17 protein-coding genes are annotated in these 20155 nt (G+C 42.9%); 10 read left to right on the top strand and 7 right to left on the bottom strand.

Annotated elements, in window-relative coordinates:
• Positions 1 to 19: 19 nt before the first annotated feature.
• Positions 20 to 634, top strand: coding sequence for a hypothetical protein (locus tag NKI27_RS13165; protein WP_265046500.1), 615 nt, complete (start codon positions 20 to 22; stop codon positions 632 to 634).
• Positions 635 to 640: 6 nt separating this feature from the next.
• Entirely contained in the window at positions 641 to 3190 is a 2550-nt protein-coding gene (hrpB, locus tag NKI27_RS13160; RefSeq protein WP_265046499.1) for an ATP-dependent helicase HrpB, read from the top strand.
• A gap of 10 nt (positions 3191 to 3200) precedes the next feature.
• Here the strand turns inward: hrpB and NKI27_RS13155 are convergent, their stop codons facing one another.
• From NKI27_RS13155 to purM, 3 genes are all read right to left on the bottom strand, one after another.
• Positions 3201 to 3917: a DUF3108 domain-containing protein gene (locus NKI27_RS13155; RefSeq protein ID WP_265046498.1), complete on the bottom strand. Its 717-nt coding sequence runs from the start codon at positions 3915 to 3917 to the stop codon at positions 3201 to 3203.
• A 186-nt stretch (positions 3918 to 4103) separates the two neighbouring features.
• On the bottom strand, positions 4104 to 4769 hold the full coding sequence (gene purN, locus NKI27_RS13150; RefSeq protein WP_265046497.1) for a phosphoribosylglycinamide formyltransferase: 666 nt from the start codon (positions 4767 to 4769) through the stop codon (positions 4104 to 4106).
• Positions 4769 to 5827 carry a phosphoribosylformylglycinamidine cyclo-ligase gene (purM, locus tag NKI27_RS13145; protein ID WP_265046496.1) on the bottom strand — a complete coding sequence of 353 codons (1059 nt, stop codon included), beginning with the start codon at positions 5825 to 5827 and terminating at the stop codon, positions 4769 to 4771. The genes purN and purM overlap by 1 nt, the downstream gene beginning before the upstream one ends.
• Positions 5828 to 5971: 144 nt before the next feature.
• Between purM and NKI27_RS13140 the strand changes: the two genes are divergently transcribed.
• The 4 genes from NKI27_RS13140 (at position 5972) to NKI27_RS13125 (ending at position 9429) form a co-directional block, all read left to right on the top strand.
• Positions 5972 to 7123 carry a DUF2066 domain-containing protein gene (locus tag NKI27_RS13140; RefSeq protein WP_265046495.1) on the top strand — a complete coding sequence of 384 codons (1152 nt, stop codon included), beginning with the start codon at positions 5972 to 5974 and terminating at the stop codon, positions 7121 to 7123.
• A 42-nt stretch (positions 7124 to 7165) separates the two neighbouring features.
• Entirely contained in the window at positions 7166 to 7732 is a 567-nt protein-coding gene (locus NKI27_RS13135; RefSeq protein ID WP_265046494.1) for a CDP-alcohol phosphatidyltransferase family protein, read from the top strand.
• A gap of 9 nt (positions 7733 to 7741) precedes the next feature.
• Complete coding sequence (gene hda / locus NKI27_RS13130) at positions 7742 to 8455, top strand: DnaA regulatory inactivator Hda (protein ID WP_265046493.1); 714 nt, start codon at positions 7742 to 7744, stop codon at positions 8453 to 8455.
• Between the two features lie 182 nt (positions 8456 to 8637).
• A complete protein-coding gene (locus tag NKI27_RS13125) occupies positions 8638 to 9429 on the top strand; it encodes a ParA family protein (protein ID WP_265046492.1) in 792 nt (263 codons plus the stop codon).
• A gap of 73 nt (positions 9430 to 9502) precedes the next feature.
• Here NKI27_RS13125 and NKI27_RS13120 read toward each other — a convergent pair whose 3' ends face one another.
• Complete coding sequence (locus NKI27_RS13120) at positions 9503 to 10549, bottom strand: DUF3549 family protein (protein ID WP_265046491.1); 1047 nt, start codon at positions 10547 to 10549, stop codon at positions 9503 to 9505.
• 202 nt (positions 10550 to 10751) lie between these two features.
• Between NKI27_RS13120 and NKI27_RS13115 the strand changes: the two genes are divergently transcribed.
• Positions 10752 to 11069: a YqcC family protein gene (locus NKI27_RS13115; protein WP_265046490.1), complete on the top strand. Its 318-nt coding sequence runs from the start codon at positions 10752 to 10754 to the stop codon at positions 11067 to 11069.
• Positions 11070 to 11109: 40 nt separating this feature from the next.
• Here the strand turns inward: NKI27_RS13115 and NKI27_RS13110 are convergent, their stop codons facing one another.
• From NKI27_RS13110 to NKI27_RS13100, 3 genes are all read right to left on the bottom strand, one after another.
• Complete coding sequence (locus NKI27_RS13110) at positions 11110 to 13863, bottom strand: bifunctional diguanylate cyclase/phosphodiesterase (RefSeq protein WP_265046489.1); 2754 nt, start codon at positions 13861 to 13863, stop codon at positions 11110 to 11112.
• A 192-nt stretch (positions 13864 to 14055) separates the two neighbouring features.
• Positions 14056 to 14892 (bottom strand): carboxylating nicotinate-nucleotide diphosphorylase, encoded by an 837-nt coding sequence (nadC, locus tag NKI27_RS13105; RefSeq protein WP_265046488.1) that lies wholly within the window; start codon positions 14890 to 14892, stop codon positions 14056 to 14058.
• 45 nt (positions 14893 to 14937) lie between these two features.
• Positions 14938 to 15477: a retropepsin-like aspartic protease family protein gene (locus tag NKI27_RS13100; RefSeq protein WP_265046487.1), complete on the bottom strand. Its 540-nt coding sequence runs from the start codon at positions 15475 to 15477 to the stop codon at positions 14938 to 14940.
• A 381-nt stretch (positions 15478 to 15858) separates the two neighbouring features.
• Between NKI27_RS13100 and NKI27_RS13095 the strand changes: the two genes are divergently transcribed.
• The 3 genes from NKI27_RS13095 (at position 15859) to ampE (ending at position 20147) form a co-directional block, all read left to right on the top strand.
• On the top strand, positions 15859 to 18459 hold the full coding sequence (locus NKI27_RS13095; RefSeq protein WP_265046486.1) for a DUF1631 domain-containing protein: 2601 nt from the start codon (positions 15859 to 15861) through the stop codon (positions 18457 to 18459).
• Positions 18460 to 18611: 152 nt separating this feature from the next.
• On the top strand, positions 18612 to 19226 hold the full coding sequence (ampD, locus tag NKI27_RS13090) for a 1,6-anhydro-N-acetylmuramyl-L-alanine amidase AmpD (RefSeq protein WP_265046485.1): 615 nt from the start codon (positions 18612 to 18614) through the stop codon (positions 19224 to 19226).
• A 36-nt stretch (positions 19227 to 19262) separates the two neighbouring features.
• Complete coding sequence (ampE, locus tag NKI27_RS13085; RefSeq protein WP_265046484.1) at positions 19263 to 20147, top strand: regulatory signaling modulator protein AmpE; 885 nt, start codon at positions 19263 to 19265, stop codon at positions 20145 to 20147.
• Positions 20148 to 20155 lie beyond the last annotated feature (8 nt).

Raw genomic sequence — 20155 nt, 5'->3', positions numbered from 1 at the left:
AAACTAAGAAGATATCGCCATGAATTTAGAAAAAGCTATAGAATTAATTAACAGCTTTAGCCAGGCTCGACAGATCAATGTCGTTAACGATAGCCTTTCGGTCAGCGAGGCATTAGAAAACGAAAAAAGGGTTACATTCCCTCCTGAACTTAAAGCGTACATTGATACGGTTTGTCCTTCAGAAAAGCTCGCGTTTGAGGGAGTAGGCTACCCCGTTGATATTATTTCAAAAGATAAAATATCGTGGGAAATGCCGGGCTTCAATGTCAACGCTGTAACAGGTAAAGAAATAACTAGCTGGAATGATTCGTGGTTCCTAATTGCCAATGAAGGCGGTGAGCCGATTATTGTTAAGCTGGATGAGCAAAACAGCTCATCTAAAGTATACAGTGCGTTGCAAGGTGCTGGCCCTTGGGATTTCTGTCCTATCGCGGATTCAATCGGTCAGTTTCTTCTCTGTGCCGCTGCCGTCGAGCATGCATTGAATTTTCCAGGTGTTGAAGAACCATTAGATGATGATTTTAATCTTGCGCCTGAAGCTGCGCAGTGGCTTTTCCCGTTTATTAAAAAATATGCTAGGGATTACTACGACGAGTGGTTGTCGGTATTTGAGAATTACATGGATGCTATATAGTTAAACGTGTTGCCTATAACTCAATTTTTACCCCAAGTCTCAGATTACTTTTCACACAATAGTAACCTTGTGCTTCAAGCAGAGCCGGGGGCTGGAAAATCAACGGCCTTGCCCTTGAGCCTTATAGGGGCTGAGTGGTTGGGCGATAAGAAAATTGTGATGCTTGAGCCTCGGCGTGTAGCGGCTAAGTCTATTGCTTACTATATCGCTAAGCAGTTAGGTGAAAAGGTCGGGGGGCGCGTTGGTTATCAAGTCAAAAATGATCGAAAAATATCCGAGAATACTCAGCTCGAAATTGTAACAGAGGGCATTCTTACTCAAAGGCTCCAAAGCGACCCGGAGCTGGCCGATGTAGGCCTTATTATTTTTGACGAAGTGCATGAACGGTCTATTCATACTGATTTGGCCTTGATGCTATCGCTAGAAGTGCAGCAGACGATTCGCGAAGACTTAAAGCTATTGGTCATGTCTGCAACCATTGATACGGGTGTTATTTCAGCTTACCTCGGTGGTGCTGAGGTGATTGCATGTCCTGGACGCGCTTACCCTGTCAGCGTGGAGTATGTTCAGGCTGAAAACCCACAAAAAGCCAATATAAAAAAAGACAAAGGCTATCTTAGCGCTAAAGTTATCACGGCATTAAAACCTGTTTTGGCCTCAGTAAATAAGGGCGATACCCTTGTATTTCTGCCAGGACAAGCCGATATTAACAGAACCTTATCTGAAGCAGAGCGTGAATTTAAAGCGCAATCGAACATTGTCTTTTTGCCGCTATATGGCGGCTTGTCTATTGATCAGCAAGAGCGAGCACTATCACCTGACCCTACCGCTAAGCGACGTGTTATTTTTACCACAAACATAGCAGAAACCAGCTTAACGATAGAGGGTGTAACTTGTGTTGTTGATAGCGGTTTAGAGAAAGTCTCAATTTATGACCCTGCTAGCGGTATGACGCGATTGGATACAGTCTATATCTCTCAGGCGTCAGCAGAGCAGCGAAAGGGTCGTGCAGGCCGTGTACAGAAAGGGCAATGTATTCGTTTGTGGAGTGAACTTAAGCAACGCTCTTTGAGCGAGTATCAAGGCGAAGAGATTCTCACGGCTGATCTGGCGAGTTTAGTTCTTGACTTGATGCTTTGGGGGCTCACCGAATATCACGACATTAACTGGCTAACACCGCCTCCACCCGCTCATTTTGAGACAGCTCAACAGTTGTTGTCGTCTTTAGGTTTGGTAAATGGAGTGGGCGGTATAACGCCTTTAGGGACTCAAGCATCGATGCTAGGTGTTCATCCACGACTAGCGGCTATGTTATTGAAAGCAAAAAGTGTTACTGAGAAAGGTGTAGCCTGTGAGCTAGTGGCATTGTTATCTGAAAATGATATTTTTTATACTCGACGGGGCGTCGATGTTATTGAGCGTTTGGTTGCCGTCCAAGATTACAAAATGAATAAAAGTAGCGCACAACAGACGTGGCCGTTAAAAGTTGCAACGGTTGAGCAGGCGCTAAAAACAGCTAGGTCGATTAAGGGGCGTTTAGGCATACCTGCTAAAGCGGTTACTTATTCGCTGGCGCAATTGCAAGATTGTGTAGGCAAGCTTCTTTTAATTGCTTACCCTGATCGCTTAGCGAAAAGGCGCTCGGCTAATGATGGTCGTTATCAGCTAGCCAACGGCAAAGGGGTGCGTTTATTTGATGATGACGCACTGTTTGGCACTGACTGGCTGGTTGTGAGTGACTGTAATGCACTCAAAAAAGACGGCCAAATATTTAGTGCTTGTGCTATCGAGCTAGCAGATATACATGACAGCATTGGTCACTTGGTTCATGAAGAAAATACTTATCAGTTGGATGATAAAAAACAAAATATAGTCGGCCGGCGTCTGACTTCTTATCACGCTATCACACTCAATTCACAGCCATTATCGAATATTCCGCCAGACGCATTTCAGCAATGTATTAAAGGTCTTTTGAGTACAGAAGGATTAACGATACTTAATTGGACGGCTAAGTGTGAAGATTGGTTAGCGAGGGCAGTATGGTTAGGGGAGGTCATTGAGGGCTTTCCTATTTTATCTCAGGATTGGCTGGTTGAAGGCATAGAAAATTGGTTGTTACCTTATATATCAAACGTCACAAGTCTTTCACAACTTAAAAAAGTCAATGTGTTCGAGTTGATGGTAGGCGCATTAACATGGGAGCAGCAACAGTTATTAGAGCAGGAAGCACCGTTAGTGTATGTGACACCAAGTGATAAAAAAATCCCAATTATCTATGACAAAAATCAGGGGCCAACGGTATCTGTAAGGCTTCAAGAAATGTTTGGAGAGGTTGAATCTCCAGAGATTGGAGGGAATAGCGTTCCTTTGAGGTTTGAATTACTGTCTCCAGCGCAAAGACCTATTCAAACCACGAGCGACTTGGCGAACTTTTGGAACACGTCGTATTTTGAGGTGGCTAAAGACATGCGGGGTAAATATCCAAGGCATCGATGGCCCGAGAAACCTTTATTAGAGAAAGCGGGTCACTCGATTAAGCATCGACGGCGATCTTAAATGACGGCGCTCAGTTGTCTGTTACGCTCTTTATATTTATTTCATAGCGCTCTCCGTCAGCTTCTATTTGAATCAGCTTAACTAATAGATAATCTAACTCTTTGGCAAACCATAATGTGCTATCGCGGTTATCTGATTCTGAGCGTACCTTTTTAACCACGACTGCTGTGACTTTACCGAGTTCAGTCTTTATTGTTTCTTCACCCTCGATGCTAAAGTGAAACTCTTTAAGGTAGCCGCCATCGGCCACCTGATAAACTAAGTCCTCTTTGCCAGCCATGAGGTCGAGCTTTATTTGCAATTGGTAGCCTAGCTTGTCAACGGCGTTATCAGGAATACCCATTGACCAAGGAATGCCTTGCACATCATTTAAGACTTTATGCTCATTCCAGTTAAATTCTAACGTTGCTCTTCGGTCATTGACGGCCCATCCATTCCGCTCGTAGTGGTATGTGATAGGTACTACTTTGCCGTCAGTGTACTGAAAATAAACGAATTCATTAACATCGGCAAAAAAAGAGTCAACGTTAAATTGATAGCGCCAAATGTTGTTTGATAGCTTGATGAGTGTATGGGTGGCTGTTCCGTTAATCGGGATACCACTTTTGAAGGATGCGCTGTATTTAGCTTTGCTGGGTTTTAATTCGAACGCATAAAGCGTTGTTGAATTTAGCAACAACGGTGTCGAGAAAAGAGATATAAGAATAGCGATGACTAACTGTCTCATTTCGTGATATCCGCACCTAGTAGGTTAGCTTTTGTCGAATATGAGTATAGCTCTTTCAACTTAATCGATTTTCGGGCGGAAGGTCAAGCTTTGAGTCGGGAGTAGATAAGGGGAGAAGAGGTTAGACCTCCGAAAGACAAAATTCAGAGGTCTAAAGCTATACCTTAGATATTATGCATAATATAGCTAATCGCAGGCACCATCTTGATGTTGCTCGCCGCACTCTGGGAGCGTTTTTTCATCAAGCATTGCTTGGTTGTTGTTCATTTTTAGTCGACCTTGAGCAAACCACTTTACTGCCCTCGGGTAGATTTGGTGTTCTTGTCGTAATACTTTTTTGGCTAACGATTCCGTTGACTCATCCGTGCTGATGGGGACTCTGGCTTGGAGCACATTGGGCCCACCATCGAGTTCTTCAGTCACGAAATGAACGGTTACACCATGTTCAGATTCACCTGCTTCAATGGCCCTTTGATGGGTATTGAGGCCACGATACTTAGGCAGTAACGAGGGATGAATATTGAGCATGCGGCCGCTGTAATGTTTTACAAATTCGGGGGTGAGAATTCGCATAAACCCGGCAAGCACCACTAGATCTGGCGAATATTGATCAATCACTTTCTTAAGTGCTTGGTCAAAGTGTTCTCGGCTGTCATAGTTTTTATGAGAAATAACTTCGGTAACAAGGCCTGCATTAGCAGCCCTTGTTAGCCCAAAGGCATCTTCTTTATTACATATAACCGCTTCGATACGTGCCGGAATAGTTCCGCTTTGGGTGGCATCTATAATTGCTTGTAGATTTGACCCACTACCGGAAATAAGTATGACTATCGAGATTTCCGGTTGGCTCATTAAGCGCTTAATCCTTTTAATTCAACTTGCTCTTCGTCTGCTTGTGAAGGTGCGATTGAACCAATAACCCAAGGTGATTCACCCTCAGCCTCAAGCAATGCGATAGCTGCTGGTGCACTATCGGCAGGTACAACAACGACCATGCCAACACCGCAGTTTAGTGTGCGGTACATTTCACGGGTTTCAACGTTGCCTTTTTCTTGTAGCCACTTAAATACAGGTGGCATATCCCAGCTTGCGGTATCGATGATGGCTTTGGTGCCTTCAGGTAATACACGCGGAATATTTTCTAATAAGCCGCCGCCTGTAATGTGAGAGAGTGCATGAACGGGGCTGCTTTTTATTAACGTAAGCAACGATTTAACGTAAATGCGAGTAGGCTCCATTAATGCTGTCGAAAGGGGTTTGCCTCCTACCACTTCATTTAGATCGGCGTTTGATACTTCAATAATCTTACGGATTAGTGAGTAGCCATTAGAGTGTGGGCCTGATGATGGAAGCGCTAGTAATGTGTCGCCAGCGGCCACTTTGCTGCCATCAATTATTTCTGATTTTTCAGCGATACCTACGCAGAACCCTGCTAGGTCATAATCGCCGCCTTCATACATACCAGGCATTTCAGCGGTTTCACCACCGACAAGCGAAGCACCTGAAAGCTCACAACCAGCGCCTATACCTTCTACAACTTGAGCTGCAACATCGACATCTAACTTGCCGGTAGCATAATAATCAAGGAAAAATAGTGGTTCAGCACCCGCGACAATGAGGTCGTTGACACACATTGCAACGAGATCGATACCAATAGTGTCGTGTTGCTTTAGGTCCATTGCTAAACGTAATTTTGTCCCTACGCCGTCTGTGCCTGAAATAAGCACAGGCTGCGTGTAACCTGTAGGCAGTTCGAATAGAGCACCGAAACCACCTAGCCCAGCCATTACTTCAGGGCGGCGTGTTCTTTTAGCAACGCCTTTTATGCGCTCCACCAGTGCGTTTCCGGCATCAATATCAACACCGGCATCTTTGTAACTTATGGACTGAGTTTCTGGCTTATCTGTCATCGGTTTCTCGGCAATAGTATTGGGGCAATTCTGAAAACGCGCTATTTTAGCAGGAGACGAATAGAACAGCCAACGTAGGAACAAATGTTTTATTGGTGTATTATCCCTATTCTATTGCTTTGTGCTCATTTTACGGATACTGATTTGAAAACTTTTTTTAGCGAAAATTCAATTAAAACATTAGCTAAGCTAGCTTTTTTAACATTTATTTTATCTTTTTCAGGCTTATTGACCGCAGCGCAAATAAGTGGGCTTTATCAGTCAGATGTTTTGGTCAGCTCTCAAAGTGCAGCTGAAAGGCAAGAAGCGTTCAATTTAGCACTAAACGAAGTGTTGGTAAGAGTGTCTGGTAAGACGTCGGTACTCGATAACGCTCAATTAATGGATGTTGCCAAGCAGCCTGATCAATTTGTTCAAAAATTTAGCTACGAAATAACGGACAACAGAAATAGTCTTGTCACCTTAGCCACAGAAACTGCACAAAAAGGGCGCGTTGGTAGCAGTTTTTACCGAATAAATGTTGTGTTTTCACGCTTAGCGGTCAGCCAGGCACTCAAAAAATATGGTGAACCGGTTTGGGGGAGTAATCGACCTTCTGTTCTAATATGGCTTGCTTCTGACAATCAAGGTAAGCGTACTGTATTAAGCGCTGGTGAAGAAACACCTTTATCGCAAGCTATTAAGCGTGCAGCCAAAGTAAGAGGGGTTCCGATTTACTTGCCCGTGATGGATTTAGATGATGAGGCTGCTGTTAGCTCGTCGGATGTTTGGGGGTTGTTTATTGACTCATTAAAAAGCCCTTCTGATCGCTATGCAGCTGATTCGCTTGTAGTGAGTCGTTTAGGGCAAAGCCGTGGTGATCTCTGGTCGGGTCAGTGGGTTTTTGAACTTAAAGGGATTGTTTATCGTGGTGAGATTAAAGATCAAAATTTAGATGAAGGCGCGATGTCGATGATAGCGAGCATTGCAGAAAGCCTTGCCGAGCGCTATGCCATTTTAGGCGGTGAAAGCTCTCTTAATAGTGAGGTGGAGCTAGAGGTAAGTGATATCGTCACGATGGAAGACTATGTTGCTGTCACACGCTATATAAATACTTTGCCTCCGGTTAATAATGCTCAATTGACCTGGGCGAAAGGGGAAAAAGTTCGCTTTATCATCAGTTTGAATGGTTATTTAGAACAGCTTTTGCAACACATTGAGTTAGATACAAAATTAACTGAAGAAATATCTCAGTCGTTTAATGCAGATGATAGTGCCAAGCTTTATTATCGTTGGTCGAAACTCAACGCTTTATAGCGTGGTAAACGTGGGGAATTAATACAGCGGAATGGATTACATATGTTCTTAGAGTGGCGTCACCTTCCAAACCTGTTAACGTTTTTACGGATCATACTGGTGATTCCATTTGCTGCGTGCCTTTATTTTGAATATTTTAAGCAAGCATTGATTTTGTTTTTTATTGCAGGGCTCTCTGATGGTGTCGATGGGTTTCTAGCGAGACAATTTCACTGGAAGTCTCGTTTTGGCGAAATTGCAGATCCGCTTGCAGATAAACTGTTACTTGTGACGGCGTATGTCATGCTGACCATTGCAGGGCATTTACCTATTTGGTTAACCGCGGTGGTATTTGGCAGAGATATTATTATAGTTAGTTGCGCGCTGATTTATCACTACTGGATCGGTGCTTATGAAATGAAGCCCTCAATGATTAGTAAGCTCAATACGTTTGTTCAAATTGTTTATGTATTGGCTATCGTGGTTTCATTATCTGGTTTTGATATGCCGCTATCTTTTCTATATTACGGAGTTTGGGCAGTCGCTGCGCTTGCAGTGTTGAGTTGTGTCCAATATGCCTATGTGTGGGGCCGAAAAGCCTATATTTACCGTAAATCTATTAAGGCCTGATTGTTTGTTATGAAAAGTACTGTTCAGGCTGATAACCCTCAGCAGCTGACTCTGTCCGTCAAGCTTCGTCAAGACGCCTCTTTCGAAAATTTTTTAGGCGCGGCGAATCAAAAAAATAGTCATATTTTACTGCATGCCCTCAATTCCGCTGAGCTATTTGTTTACCTTTGTGGTGATCAGTCGAGTGGTAAAACGCATTTATTGAATGCTTCTTGTAATGCGTTAGAAGCACAGGGTAAGCGAGTAATGTTTCTCTCGCTGAAAGATATCGGGGTGTTTGATAAGCAGCTATTTGATGGGTTGGAATCTTTTGATGCAGTTATGCTCGACGACATTGACCTACTATTTGATGATCTTGAGCGTGAAGAAGCGCTTTTTGACCTCTATAATCGCTTACGTAGCAACGGTAAAATGTTAACGGTTACTGCTTCTCAACCCGTGGCGAATCAAACATTAAAGCTGGCTGACTTACGGTCAAGATTAGGTGCAGGCTTGCTATTGCAGCTATTTAAACTGACCGATGAAGAGAAAGCAGTCGCGCTTAAATCGAAAGCTAAAGACAAGGGGTTGATTTTAGGCGATGAAACCGCTGCCTATATCATGAAGCGAAGTGACCGTAGCCTTGATGAACTATTTGCTTTGTTAGACCAACTTGATGATGCCTCATTAAGTGCTCAGCGCCGACTGACGGTCCCATTTGTGAAGTCGGTCTTAGGTTGGTAAGCCGTGTTAGTGTAGGTCGTAAAACATATTTATGTAACTGTAAAAACTAAGTGGCATAGATTTTTAGATTGTATTAGAGAAACGTGTTACAAGTCGCGAAGAACTTGATTAAAATATAGTCTGCAGAAAATCGAATTTGCATTCGATTGCTGACAACAAGGATTTTAAAACCTGGGGGAAACATGAAGCGTGTCATATTTAATTTAAAAGGTGGAGTAGGTAAGTCTAGTATTACCTCGAATTTGGCGGCGATTAGTGCTGCTGAGGGCTTGAGAACGCTGGTTGTTGACCTAGACCCGCAGGGCAATTCTAGTCATTATTTACTGGGTAAGCCAACCGCTGACTTGAAAGACACCATTGGTGACATGTTCGAGCAAACCGTTGCGTTTAATATTTTTAACAAGAAACCAGAAGATTTTGTTCATGCAACGCCGTTTGATAACCTTTATGTGTTGCCGTCTAGCCCAGAGCTCGATTATCTTGAGCGAAAGCTCGAAGCTAAGCATAAAATTTACAAATTAAGAGACGCGTTGAACAAACTGGGTGAAACCTTCGATCGTATCTATATTGATACGGCTCCAGCCCTTAACTTTTACACTCGATCAGCGTTGATTGCAGCAGATCGTTGCTTGATTCCATTTGATTGTGATGACTTTTCCCGTCAGGCGCTTTATCAAATTATGGGTGAGATTCAAGATTTACAAGAAGACCATAACCAAGGGCTATCGGTAGAAGGCATTATTGCCAACCAATTTTTACCAAGAGCGAGCTTGCCACGTCAGTTAATTAGCGAACTGTTAGAAGAGCAGCTACCTGTATTACCTGTTCGACTTTCTTCATCTGTTAAGATGAAAGAATCTCACCAAGCTAAGAGTCCGTTAATACACTTCGCCCCTAAGCACCCGTTAACCAAGCAGTTTATCGATTTACATAAAGTGCTCAACGGTGAAAAAGTCGCGTTAGAAGCGCTTTAGGCGATCATAATTAAGACCGCCACCCTTGGCGTTAGCAAGGGTGGCAATAGTTACTGTACTAGCCCTTTCAGTATTAACCTCTAACACCACTCATTAAACGTCCTATTGCAACACCTAGGCTTTCTGACCGCTCTGGATTTCTGAATTGAGTGAGCACCTCAGGGCGCATATCAGGTACAAACATTAAATCTGTGACTAGCTGAATAAAGATCGGTTTCTCATCTTCAATCTGAGATAAGTTGTCGAGATATTGCGTCATCAGCTTTTTATCTTTCAGGTGCTGCCAACAGTAAAGGCTTAAACTATGAAGCACTTCTATATTTTGTCCTGCAGGTGATGCCAGTATAGCGCTAATGCATTCTGTCACCTTACTGTCTTTATCTGCTTGGGAAAATGCGCGTATGGCGCTGTCATAGAAGCTAACCGGTAGGGGCTCTTGATTAGCGTTTGATAGCGACGCATTGACTCGGCTGATTATAGCTGTGATTAACATAACCGGTGCTTTTTTATTCTGAATAAAACGGCAAAGTGCTTCAAATGCAGGGGCGTCGACCCAGCCCATTGCACTTGATAATGTGCTTGAAATTTTATCCTCTGACACGCGTTCAACGATGTCTGCAAACCCCTGAAGCCCTAGGTTGCTCCAGAGAATGCCTGAATCTTTACTTGATAGGTAGTCTTGTACCGGCTGAAACCATGCTGAAGGGGGCTCGGCTAATATCTTGCTGACTTTAGCGTGAATAGCGGCCTTTTGTTCATCATCAGGCTCAAAGGTATAGACAGACGACTCGTTTTTATTTTGCTGTTGAGAGGATGTGATGCCAAGCATGGCTAACAGTTCTAAAATTAAGGCATCTCGCGCCTGAGGGATAATCAACCCTTGCTCATCTAACGGAAGCTTAAAGAACCAGATGGTATGTTGTTGATCTTGGCCTGGATTCCAGACAATGAGAGCGAATTGAGCTTGGTAGGCTACAGGCCAAGGGTAAGCTGATTGGCAGGATTCAAACGAGTCAAATTGCGTTTGGCTGATGTTTCTAATGCCTCTACCGATGTTAACCCAGCGGAACTTTAGCTTGGTTGATGCTAAAAGTGCGTTTAGAGACGTAGGGTATTCCATGATTATCCTTAATAGTGTGTGCTAGGTTAGTAAACTATAGTAGGTTTGCTTGGTGGGTTATTTTAAAACCTTTATCATAAGGATCAAAGTGTGAAATGACCTGTATTTAAAAGTCTAACGCATCAGTGACTAGTGTTTGCAGGGTTTTTATTGTTAATAGCGTCGATTGCCAACGATCGTTACTATATTTTGAGGTTAGAACATGCATTCGAAGATAGCTAATTTGCTTCGAGAAATTGAAATTGAATTACGGCAATTAGGGCTTTGGTCTGATAAGCCTTTAGAGCCCCAACAGTTAATGAGTGTAGAGCCTTTTTGTATAGACACCATGACCTTTCCTGAATGGGTACAGTTTGTGTTTATTGCACGATTAAAATTCATCATAGCGCAAGGGGCTGAATTGCCGAAAACAAGTGATATAGCGCCAATGGCGGAAGAGTTTTTTAAGGTGAATAACGTGAATGCTGAACCTCTGATCAGTTTGATCAAGGCGTTTGATCAGTTGATTACGGAGCAGTAATGGTTTTCTGTTATGAGAGAAATATTTGTAAGGTTTTAGCTTATAGGCTAAAAGACTGACTGCCTTCGTTAAGGCGTAAACCGTTTCTGATTTCTTGAAAAAGTTGCGGCAAAAGCTCGCTCGGAAGCGGGTTGGAATACAGATAACCTTGTACATATTGGCAGCCGTTTATCTTCAAAAAAGCTTCTTGCTCTCGGGTTTCAATACCTGCTGCAAAGGTTCTAAGGTTCATCTGGTGGGCGATATTAATGAGTGTTTCTGTAATAATCATATCGTTTTCATCACTTGGAATACCCTTGATGAACGTGCGATCAATTTTGATGATATCAATGGGTAGTTTTTTGAGATGGCTTAGCGACGAAATTCCGCTGCCAAAGCTGTCGATAGTGAGCGTTAACCCCAGCTCTTTCAGCTTATTCAGTGTTATGACCGATTCTTCTAACTTGTTGGTAATGGTATTTTCTTCAATTTCTAGCACTAAAAAGCGGGGATTAAATCGGGTTTCCATCAATACTCGCGCTATTGTTTTTACGAGTTGAGGGTGGCTGTATTGTCGATTAGACACGTTTAAAGTGATTTTAACCGGGGTTTTACTCATTGCCTGTACTGCTTTACCCTGAAGGCAAGCGTTTTGCAGTGTCCACTCGCCAATAGCTAGAAGCTGTCCCGTTTGTTCTGCGACTTTTAGAAACTTGTCAGGTGATAATAACCCTTTAGTAGGATGCTGCCATCTAAGCAGTGTTTCAAGTGCAATTATTTGCCCAGACTCAATATCGATAATAGGTTGGTAATACAGCTTAAGCTCGTTGTTAGTGATTGCGTGACGTAGTTCTTGCTCAATCGAAAGTTGCTGAAGCATGTCTTCATTCATTTTTGGGTCAAAAAACTGAATATTATTTCGGCCAGAACTTTTTGCTTGGTACATGGCCATATCTGCATTTTTTAATAGCTCAGCATAAACGGCTGCGTCATCAGGGGCTAAAGAAACACCAATGCTAGACGTGATAACTAATTCACCGCTAGGGAGTGGAATCGGTGTTGTTATGGCATCCAGAATGTTTCTGGCAACTAGTTCTGCGCCTTCTACACCACTTACGTCTGCCAATAATACAGAGAATTCGTCTCCGCCTAGGCGTGCAACAGTATCTTCATTTCGGACGCAGGCGGTTAATCGATTGACGATTACTTTTAATAGCTCATCGCCGGCGTCATGGCCGAATGTATCATTGATGCGCTTGAAAAAGTCGATGTCTAAGGTAATGATTGCAATCGAATGTTGGTGTCTAAGTGATTGTTTTAGTGCTTGATTACACCTGTCTTCAAATAGTCGCCTGTTAGCCGCACCTGTAAGAATATCAAAATGGGCAAGGTGGTGAAGTTGATCTTGTGTTGTTTGAATTTCAGTAATGTCTTGGCCGATCAGAATGACTTGGGTTGGCTCATCATCTGAATTAGAAATACGGTTGATATTCCAAAGCATAGCGTGCTCGACACCATCGAATGCAATGGCTTCGCTGTTGAGGTTTTCTTTGCCTACGCCACTTTCAATGACCTTTGTAATCTTCCAAGCTGTCTCATCTTGCTGCTGTTGAGGTACAAAACAATCAATATAATTTTTGCCAATGACGTCATCTCGGCTGTAGCCAAAAAGAGATTCTGCAGCACTATTCCACTGCTTAATCAGGTAGCGGTCATCGATGACTATAATGGGGCTACCTGCTGTTTCAATCAGTGCTTTGTATCGCCGCGATGATCGTCGAAAAGACTTTTCTGCCTGCTTTCTTATATAAACTTCATCACTCAGTTCTTGGTTGGTTTTTTGTAATTGTTCTGTTCGTTGCAATACGATGTCTTCGAGCTTACTGGCTACTTTTTGTCGCTCTTCCAGTAGTGCGCTGACATAAAGTGTTGTGGTAATGATAATGGCTAACAGGATCTCCAAAATAATGAGATCATATAGGTTGTTAGGTGTGGAGTTGATGGGGTCAATATAGATAAGCGCTAGAAATGCTAGAGATAACGTTATTGAAACGGCGGCAGCGCATCCTGCTTGGCTAAATCGTGTAGCAGCCCAAATGGTCAGGGGTAGTACTAGGAACACACTTTGTATGCCTTGGTAAAAAGACAAATATGAGACTATACCTAAGCCAACAAACCATGCACTCCATTCTAATAGTTTATCGGATATATATCGAAAACCGCGAAACTGATGATGAGCAAGTATTAAGGGTGTCAGAAACAATATGCCTAAAAAGTCTGCCAGGGTAAACACCAGCAGCCTCAGCGTGTAATTAATGTTAATGCCGCTATCAGGTTGAGTGATACTCGAGAGCATAGCGAAGATTGAGGATGTAAAAACAATAACTAAGATGGCACCTAGGTAAAATGCTAACAGACTTCGGTCTCGGTCGAACGGATAATCAGCGCCTGTAACGTTGATGAAAAACCGATAGATAAGATAAGGCTGTAGCGTATTGAGTAAGCCGAATGAAGCTACGAGCGCTACAGTGCTAAGCACATTATTGTTGCTGAAGAGAAAGTCTGAAGCCGCACTCGCTAGGGCGGCCATGAACAGCACAGGTAAAACAGATTCTTTGTAAATATAGACAATCGCTAACGCAAATCCAGAGGGTAACCAAACGGGTGAAATCGGTGAATCGGGAAGCGTTATAGAAACTGAGGTCTGAGCTAACACCATGTAGGTGAGAAATAGCGCTATTGATCTAACGGGGTGATCTTTAATCGGTGATAGCCATTTGATTAGATTAAACTCTTTGAGTTTATTGGGTGTCATCCCTTGCATCCTTGCTGGCAGCGAATTCAGTCATTTGGCGCGTGGCTGTTCGTCGTATTTAATAATGTATTGTTGTTTCTAAAGAGAGTTCTCAGTGTAATCTGAAAACTCTCTTTTAGTGTGAAACAAAATGTGTTGTTATGTAATTTAATGTAGCAAGCAGTGAAGTGACTTTCTTACTCCATTTTTGGGTTAAAGTGAGAATCTCATAGATAGATCAATAGCTTTACAGTCTTTAGTGAGCGCACCAATTGAAATGTAATCTACACCCGTCTCAGCAATGGCGGTAAGTGTCGTTTTATTGATACCACCAGACGCTTCTAATTTCGCAATGCCTGCTGCCATATCAACAGACCTAACTAACGCGTCGTTATCAAAGTTGTCGAGCATGATAATGTCTGCTTTAGCGTTTAATGCTTCTTCAAGCTCCTTTAGGCTTTCGACTTCGACTTCTACTGGTTTACCTGGCGCTATAGTGTGAGCCATTTCAACAGCTCGCTTGATTGAGCCGCAAGCCATAATGTGATTTTCTTTAATAAGAAATGCATCATACAGCCCAATTCTGTGGTTGTAACAACCGCCAAACGTCACTGCGTATTTTTGTGCCTGCCTGAGCCCAGGAATGGTCTTCCGCGTATCGAGTAATTTCACTGATGTATGAGAAACCATTGAGGCATACTCTTTACAGATAGTGGCTGTGCCTGAAAGGGTTTGTAAAAAATTAAGTGCCGCTCGCTCGCCTGTTAATAAGCCTCTTGCAGGGCCTGCTAAAGAAAATAGGCGGGTATTGGGTTGAACGGTATCACCTTCTGAGACATGCCATTCTATGTGAATATTTTTATCTACTTGTTTAAAAACTTCATTAACCCAGTCAATACCACAAACAACACAACGTTCTCGCGTAATAACATGCGCTTTAGCTTGAGCGTCTTCTGCAATTAATTGCGCGGTAATATCACCGCTTCCAATATCTTCTTCTAAGGCAGTTTTGACGTTTTGTAAAATAGCAGAATGCAGAGTATGGGTCATAATGGGTGTCTAATTTGTTAAGTGTTGATTCGGGTTGACGCTATGTTAATGCTGGGAGAGTGTAAGAGTTGTATTTTTTTGACGCAGTTCTAGCTGTTTTAAGGCACTCATCCCCATCAATACTTCGTCTTCTGATGTCATGGCCGGATTGATACTGGCTGAGACATTATAAAGAGTTATTGGCCCAATGCTAACCCTTTTAAGCGATGTCTTAAAAACGGTAATAATGCCGTTTGCGGTTGACGCTTGTGACTGTCCGTAGTGTTTTAAGCCAATTTTATCGGCAAGCGCCTGAGGAATGACTACATCGGTTGCGCCGGTATCAATCATAAACGTAGCGTCGTGACCATTAATTTGGCCGTTAAAAACATAATGCCCATAACGATTCCTCTCTAGTGCTACCGAGGTTTTTGATACATCATCTGAAATAGTGGCTAAGTTTTGATTAGGGTTGTGCTGCTTATCCTCCCAAACGCCCAAGAAACGAGTGAGTAAGATCATTCCGATGACCCATGCAATGATCGCCATGTTTCGCCCTGTTTTTTTTGAAACGGGCGTATCTTGGGTGTTATTGGGTGCGGGCATTGAGTGTTGGCGGCTCCAAAAATGATGTCTTTTGCTGAAATAGGTTTGATTCTGCTCACTATACAAGAGAGCTTGGGGTGGGTGAATTAATTTTTTGTACTAGTCAGAATGCGCCGAAAACATGCTTTTGGTAAGAGTGCTATGCTGTTGATAGCGTTTTCAACTTATCAGTGTTATTAGTTTGGCAATCTAAAGTCTTAATTTGTGAACCACTTCTCGAAGTGACATTTCGTGACATTTGTTGACACAGATGATCTATAAAAGATTGATAGTAGATGGAAAAATGAAATGTAAATTAACGTGAAATGAAAAGACTTCCTTACCCTGTTTGCAACGTAAACCGGTAAGGGTCAGATGATAGCTACTTATAGTGAAATCAATATGACGCAGAATCATAATGTAGTTGACCTCGATAAACTGAGGACCGTGCCAGATGGCAAAGCCTCTTCAGGCTCCCTCCCAGCACCTCTTTCAAAAGTGCGGGATTTAGCTATAGGCCAATTGAAAACGTTGTTGCGCCAGCTTTTTGATAATGCCGATGATGCGCTGTTTGAACTGGCTGATAAAGCGGGGTCAAACGGTGAGCAGGCGAAATATTTTGATGCTATGAGAGAAGTCAGATTGCAGCGTAAGCAAATTGCGCTGTTAATGCTGCAGTCTGTCGTTAGATCGTTTAATCAAGTAGGTCGTTATAAGCTGCAAGGGATTACAGCCACAGAAGCCCCGTCCAGTTTAGAATCATTAAGCCTTGTTCAAAATGATGAGCTTGAAGAACGTGTTGCCATAGAGGGGATGGTCAGTAAAACACGAGGGACTTGCGGACAGTCGATTGATCACTACCAAATCAGAGTTGAGTCGCTTTTACCTAATGCGAGTCTTGATCAAGCCCATATCCCAGCAAGTCCAGAAATACTTGTTCACAGCTTTGTGGATGGCTGCAAAGACCTTCAGGTTGATATCGAATCAAAACTTATTGTATTCAAATTATTTGAAAAGTACGTGTTAACGAATATTGCCGACATGTACCAGAAATCTAACCAACAACTGATAGATGACGGCGTAATGCCAGACCTTAAACAAGTGAGGTCTGCGGATAAAAGAGTGCCGGGCCAGTCTGCGTCCGCCGGGCACTCTACTTCAAGACAGTCTTCTTCAGATGGCAACGCATATTCAGACGGCAGTTCATATACGGATAGGTATTCGCACTCAGGTAATCACTTAATGGACGGTGAAACGGGTGAAATTATTGAAGAAGATGCAGGCCTGTTTGAAAGTCTAAGGCATATGCTCCACGCCCAAGGTAACGCTCAGCAAACCAACAACGGCTTTGTGGGCGGTAGTGTAGGCGGCGCTAGTGGCTTTACAGAAGTGAGTCGTGACCAAGTTGTATCGGTGTTGTCAAATGCTCAGCAGGGGCTCCCACTTGCTCCAAACAATGGCGAAATTGGGGTGATGGACTTTAGATCGCTTCTTATTGGTCAGATGAGTGAGTCGGGAATTGAAGCCCCAAAATTTAAGAAGGTTGATGATGATGTTATCAACTTAGTATCGATGTTATTCGAGTTTATTCTTGATGACAGGCAGCTACAGCCTACGATGAAAGCGTTGATCGCGCGTTTACAGATCCCTATGTTAAAAGTGGCGATGCTTGATCGAAACTTTTTTAACAAAGGTGGTCATCCGGCTCGTAAGTTACTTAATGAAATTGCGACAGCTGCGATTGGTTGGAATGAAAAACCAGAAGGCCAGCGAGACCCGTTAAAAGATAAGGTTGAGTATGTTGTTCAGAGCTTGCTTGAAAACTTTGATAGTAACTTTGATGTATTTGAATCGCTATTGTCGGAATTTACCCGCTTTCTAGATGTTGAAAGCAGACGCGGCCAGCTAATAGAGCAGCGTACTCGTGATGCCGAAGAGGGTATGGCGAGAAATGAGACCGCTAAAAGTGTTGTTCAGCACAGTATTGAGCGCATTGTAGGCAATAAAACACTACCTGAGTCAGCCAAGGCGTTATTACAGGATGCTTGGGGTCAGTATATGTCCCTGACGTACTTAAAGCATGGCGAACAAAGTGCCGAGTGGGGGGGGGTGCTAACAGTAGCAGAAAATTTAGTGTGGAGTGTCTGCCCAGATAAGGCTAAGCCCGATGCAAGGAATCATTTACTCTCATTGATTCCGGGGCTGCTTAAAAACTTAAGAGCAGGTTTAAATGAGGCTTCTTATGATCAGTTCAAGTCAAGTGAATTACTTAAGTCATTAGAAGGCCTGCATATAGATGCATTGCAGATGTTAGCAACAGCAAGCCTTGATATTGACACGCTAAAGGCTGAAAACGCCCCCCATGCTAACCAGACGTTTGCTGACTTAATTGACCCTAAAACTGTCGAAAAAGATTTAGGGATAGATGACGACCTAGAAGAGAGGAATGAAGGTCTTTCCCTAGAAGATGACTCGTCTGATATTTCGAACTCGATGGACTCACTTCTTGATGATGTTGACTTGATACTTGACGGTGTAAGTGACTCAGACATAAGCGGTGAAGGTGTAGCGGTAAATGAAACGGAGGCTGTGCGCGAACAAACTATATGTGAAGAAACTATACGCAAAGAACCTAAAAGCGCCGAGCTACCTGAGGCTATAACGATTGAGTCGGCCATAAATATACCTGAGGTTGTTAAGCGCAACACCTCTGTTATTTCAGATGCGGCTAGCGCAGAAATGATTGAATCTTTAAGAGTGGGCTCTTGGTTAGAGTTCCAAGAAAACGGAAAAATCATTCGGTGCAAATTAGCGGCACTTATTCGAGTCACGGGAAAGTACATTTTTGTCGATCGGAGTGGCATTAAGGTAGCCGATAAGAATAAACCTGAGTTGTTAGACATGGCTCAGCAGGGGCTCATTAGTGTTCTTAATGACGGCTTGCTTTTTGATCGAGCGCTTGAATCGGTTATTGGAAATCTTAGAAATAATAGAAAGGACTAATTGAAAATCAAATAAAAAATCATAAAGCACCGTTTATAATTTTATTAGCTTGTAATACTCTTATCCTTTAGTACTGTATAGCTACAGTACTCTTGGCTTATATGCTAGGGTAGATACTGTATTAGACGCTAAAGGAGGATTGGGCTGTCGTTATGATTTATAATGGAATTCAACGTATTACTCATGTAAGCAATGATGGCGTGCTGGACGGCTGGCTTAAAGGTGTCAGACGGGTGGTGTCTCCTAACTGTAACGCTCGCCCTGCTGACGCAGAAATCAACCTACTCGTTATTCATAATATAAGCTTACCGCCCGGCCGGTATGGTGGCGATCACATTGAGCGTTTCTTTACCAATCGACTAGATCATTCACTGCATCCATTCTATAAAGAAATCGAAGGTGTAGAGGTTTCGTCTCACTTGTTGATAAAACGGACGGGTGAAGTTGTTCAGTTTGTACCCTTCAGTGAGAGAGCCTGGCACGCAGGTGCTTCAACGTTTCAAACCCAAGAAAATTGTAATGATTTTTCAATTGGTATTGAACTAGAAGGTGAAGATGAAGTGCCTTACACCGATGCTCAGTATGAAGTGTTGGTGAAAATTACACGGTGTTTAATGAGAGAGTATCCTGGGATTGATATGGGGCGAATAGTGGGCCATCAAGATATTGCACCAGGCAGAAAAACAGACCCAGGAAGAGCATTTGATTGGGCAAATTATTTTGGCCTCGTGGGTGGGAATGCCAGTTTGGATGCTAAAGTTGTCTAAGGTGGTGCTAAATAGCCATGTAAAAAGGCATTAAACATGAGCCTTATTGCACTGCTGATTAGTTACTTTTTACAGCAAAAGATGGATCTTCCATTAAGCTCTCAGTTTGATCGTATAACCCTTAAAATATTGAGGCCTGATCATTTCTCGATTATGGCAAAGCGCAATAGTGCTGCATTCTTACTCTTGCTGCTGATTCTACTCGCTTATTTTTCTTTTTCTTATGTGCTGTTTTTTTTAGTTGAAGGTACGTTGTGGGGCTTTACGACTTTGCTGCTTGAAATAGCAGTGCTGCTATTCACTTTGGGTAAAAAAGGGTTTAAAGACAGTTTAGCGAGCTATTTAAGTGCCTGGACACGAGGGGATTTTGACGCGGCTAGTTTTAAACAGCAGGAACTATCAGGTGTTAATGCTCGTTTGCTACGTAATCCAGCCATGATGCAAAATGAAGTATCAAGTGCATTTCTTTATCATAACTTCAATCGTTTTTTCGTCATAACGTTCTGGTTTGTGGTTGGAGGTCCAGCTATGGCTGTTGTGGCAAGGGTGGCAGACCTTGTCGCGCAACACTCATCTCACCAATTAAGGCGTGTAGCGATAAAGGTTAATAGGGCGTTAGAGTGGTTACCCGCAAGGTTGCTTGGTGTAACGTTTACCCTAGTGGGAAACTTTAAAGGATCTATCTCAGTATGTGTTAAGTATTTGGGAGATGTCTCAACCGATACACCAACTGTATTAAGAGATGTTGCCGCCTGTGCGATTGATAGCTTTTACATCGACGACGTTACTGGCGCTAACAAAGACCCGGGTAGATTGATAGTCAGAGGGGTTGATAGTATTAGTGGTGTTAGAGGGCTGTTGAGTAGAAGCATGGCTTTTTGGCTAGGTGTTTTTGCCCTCATTGTTATCGTAAGCTACTAATAAACTGA

The sequence above is a fragment of the Alkalimarinus alittae genome, from assembly GCF_026016465.1.
GTDB classification, from domain to species: domain Bacteria; phylum Pseudomonadota; class Gammaproteobacteria; order Pseudomonadales; family Oleiphilaceae; genus Alkalimarinus; species Alkalimarinus alittae.
This window is presented reverse-complemented; position numbering and strand designations above follow the sequence as displayed.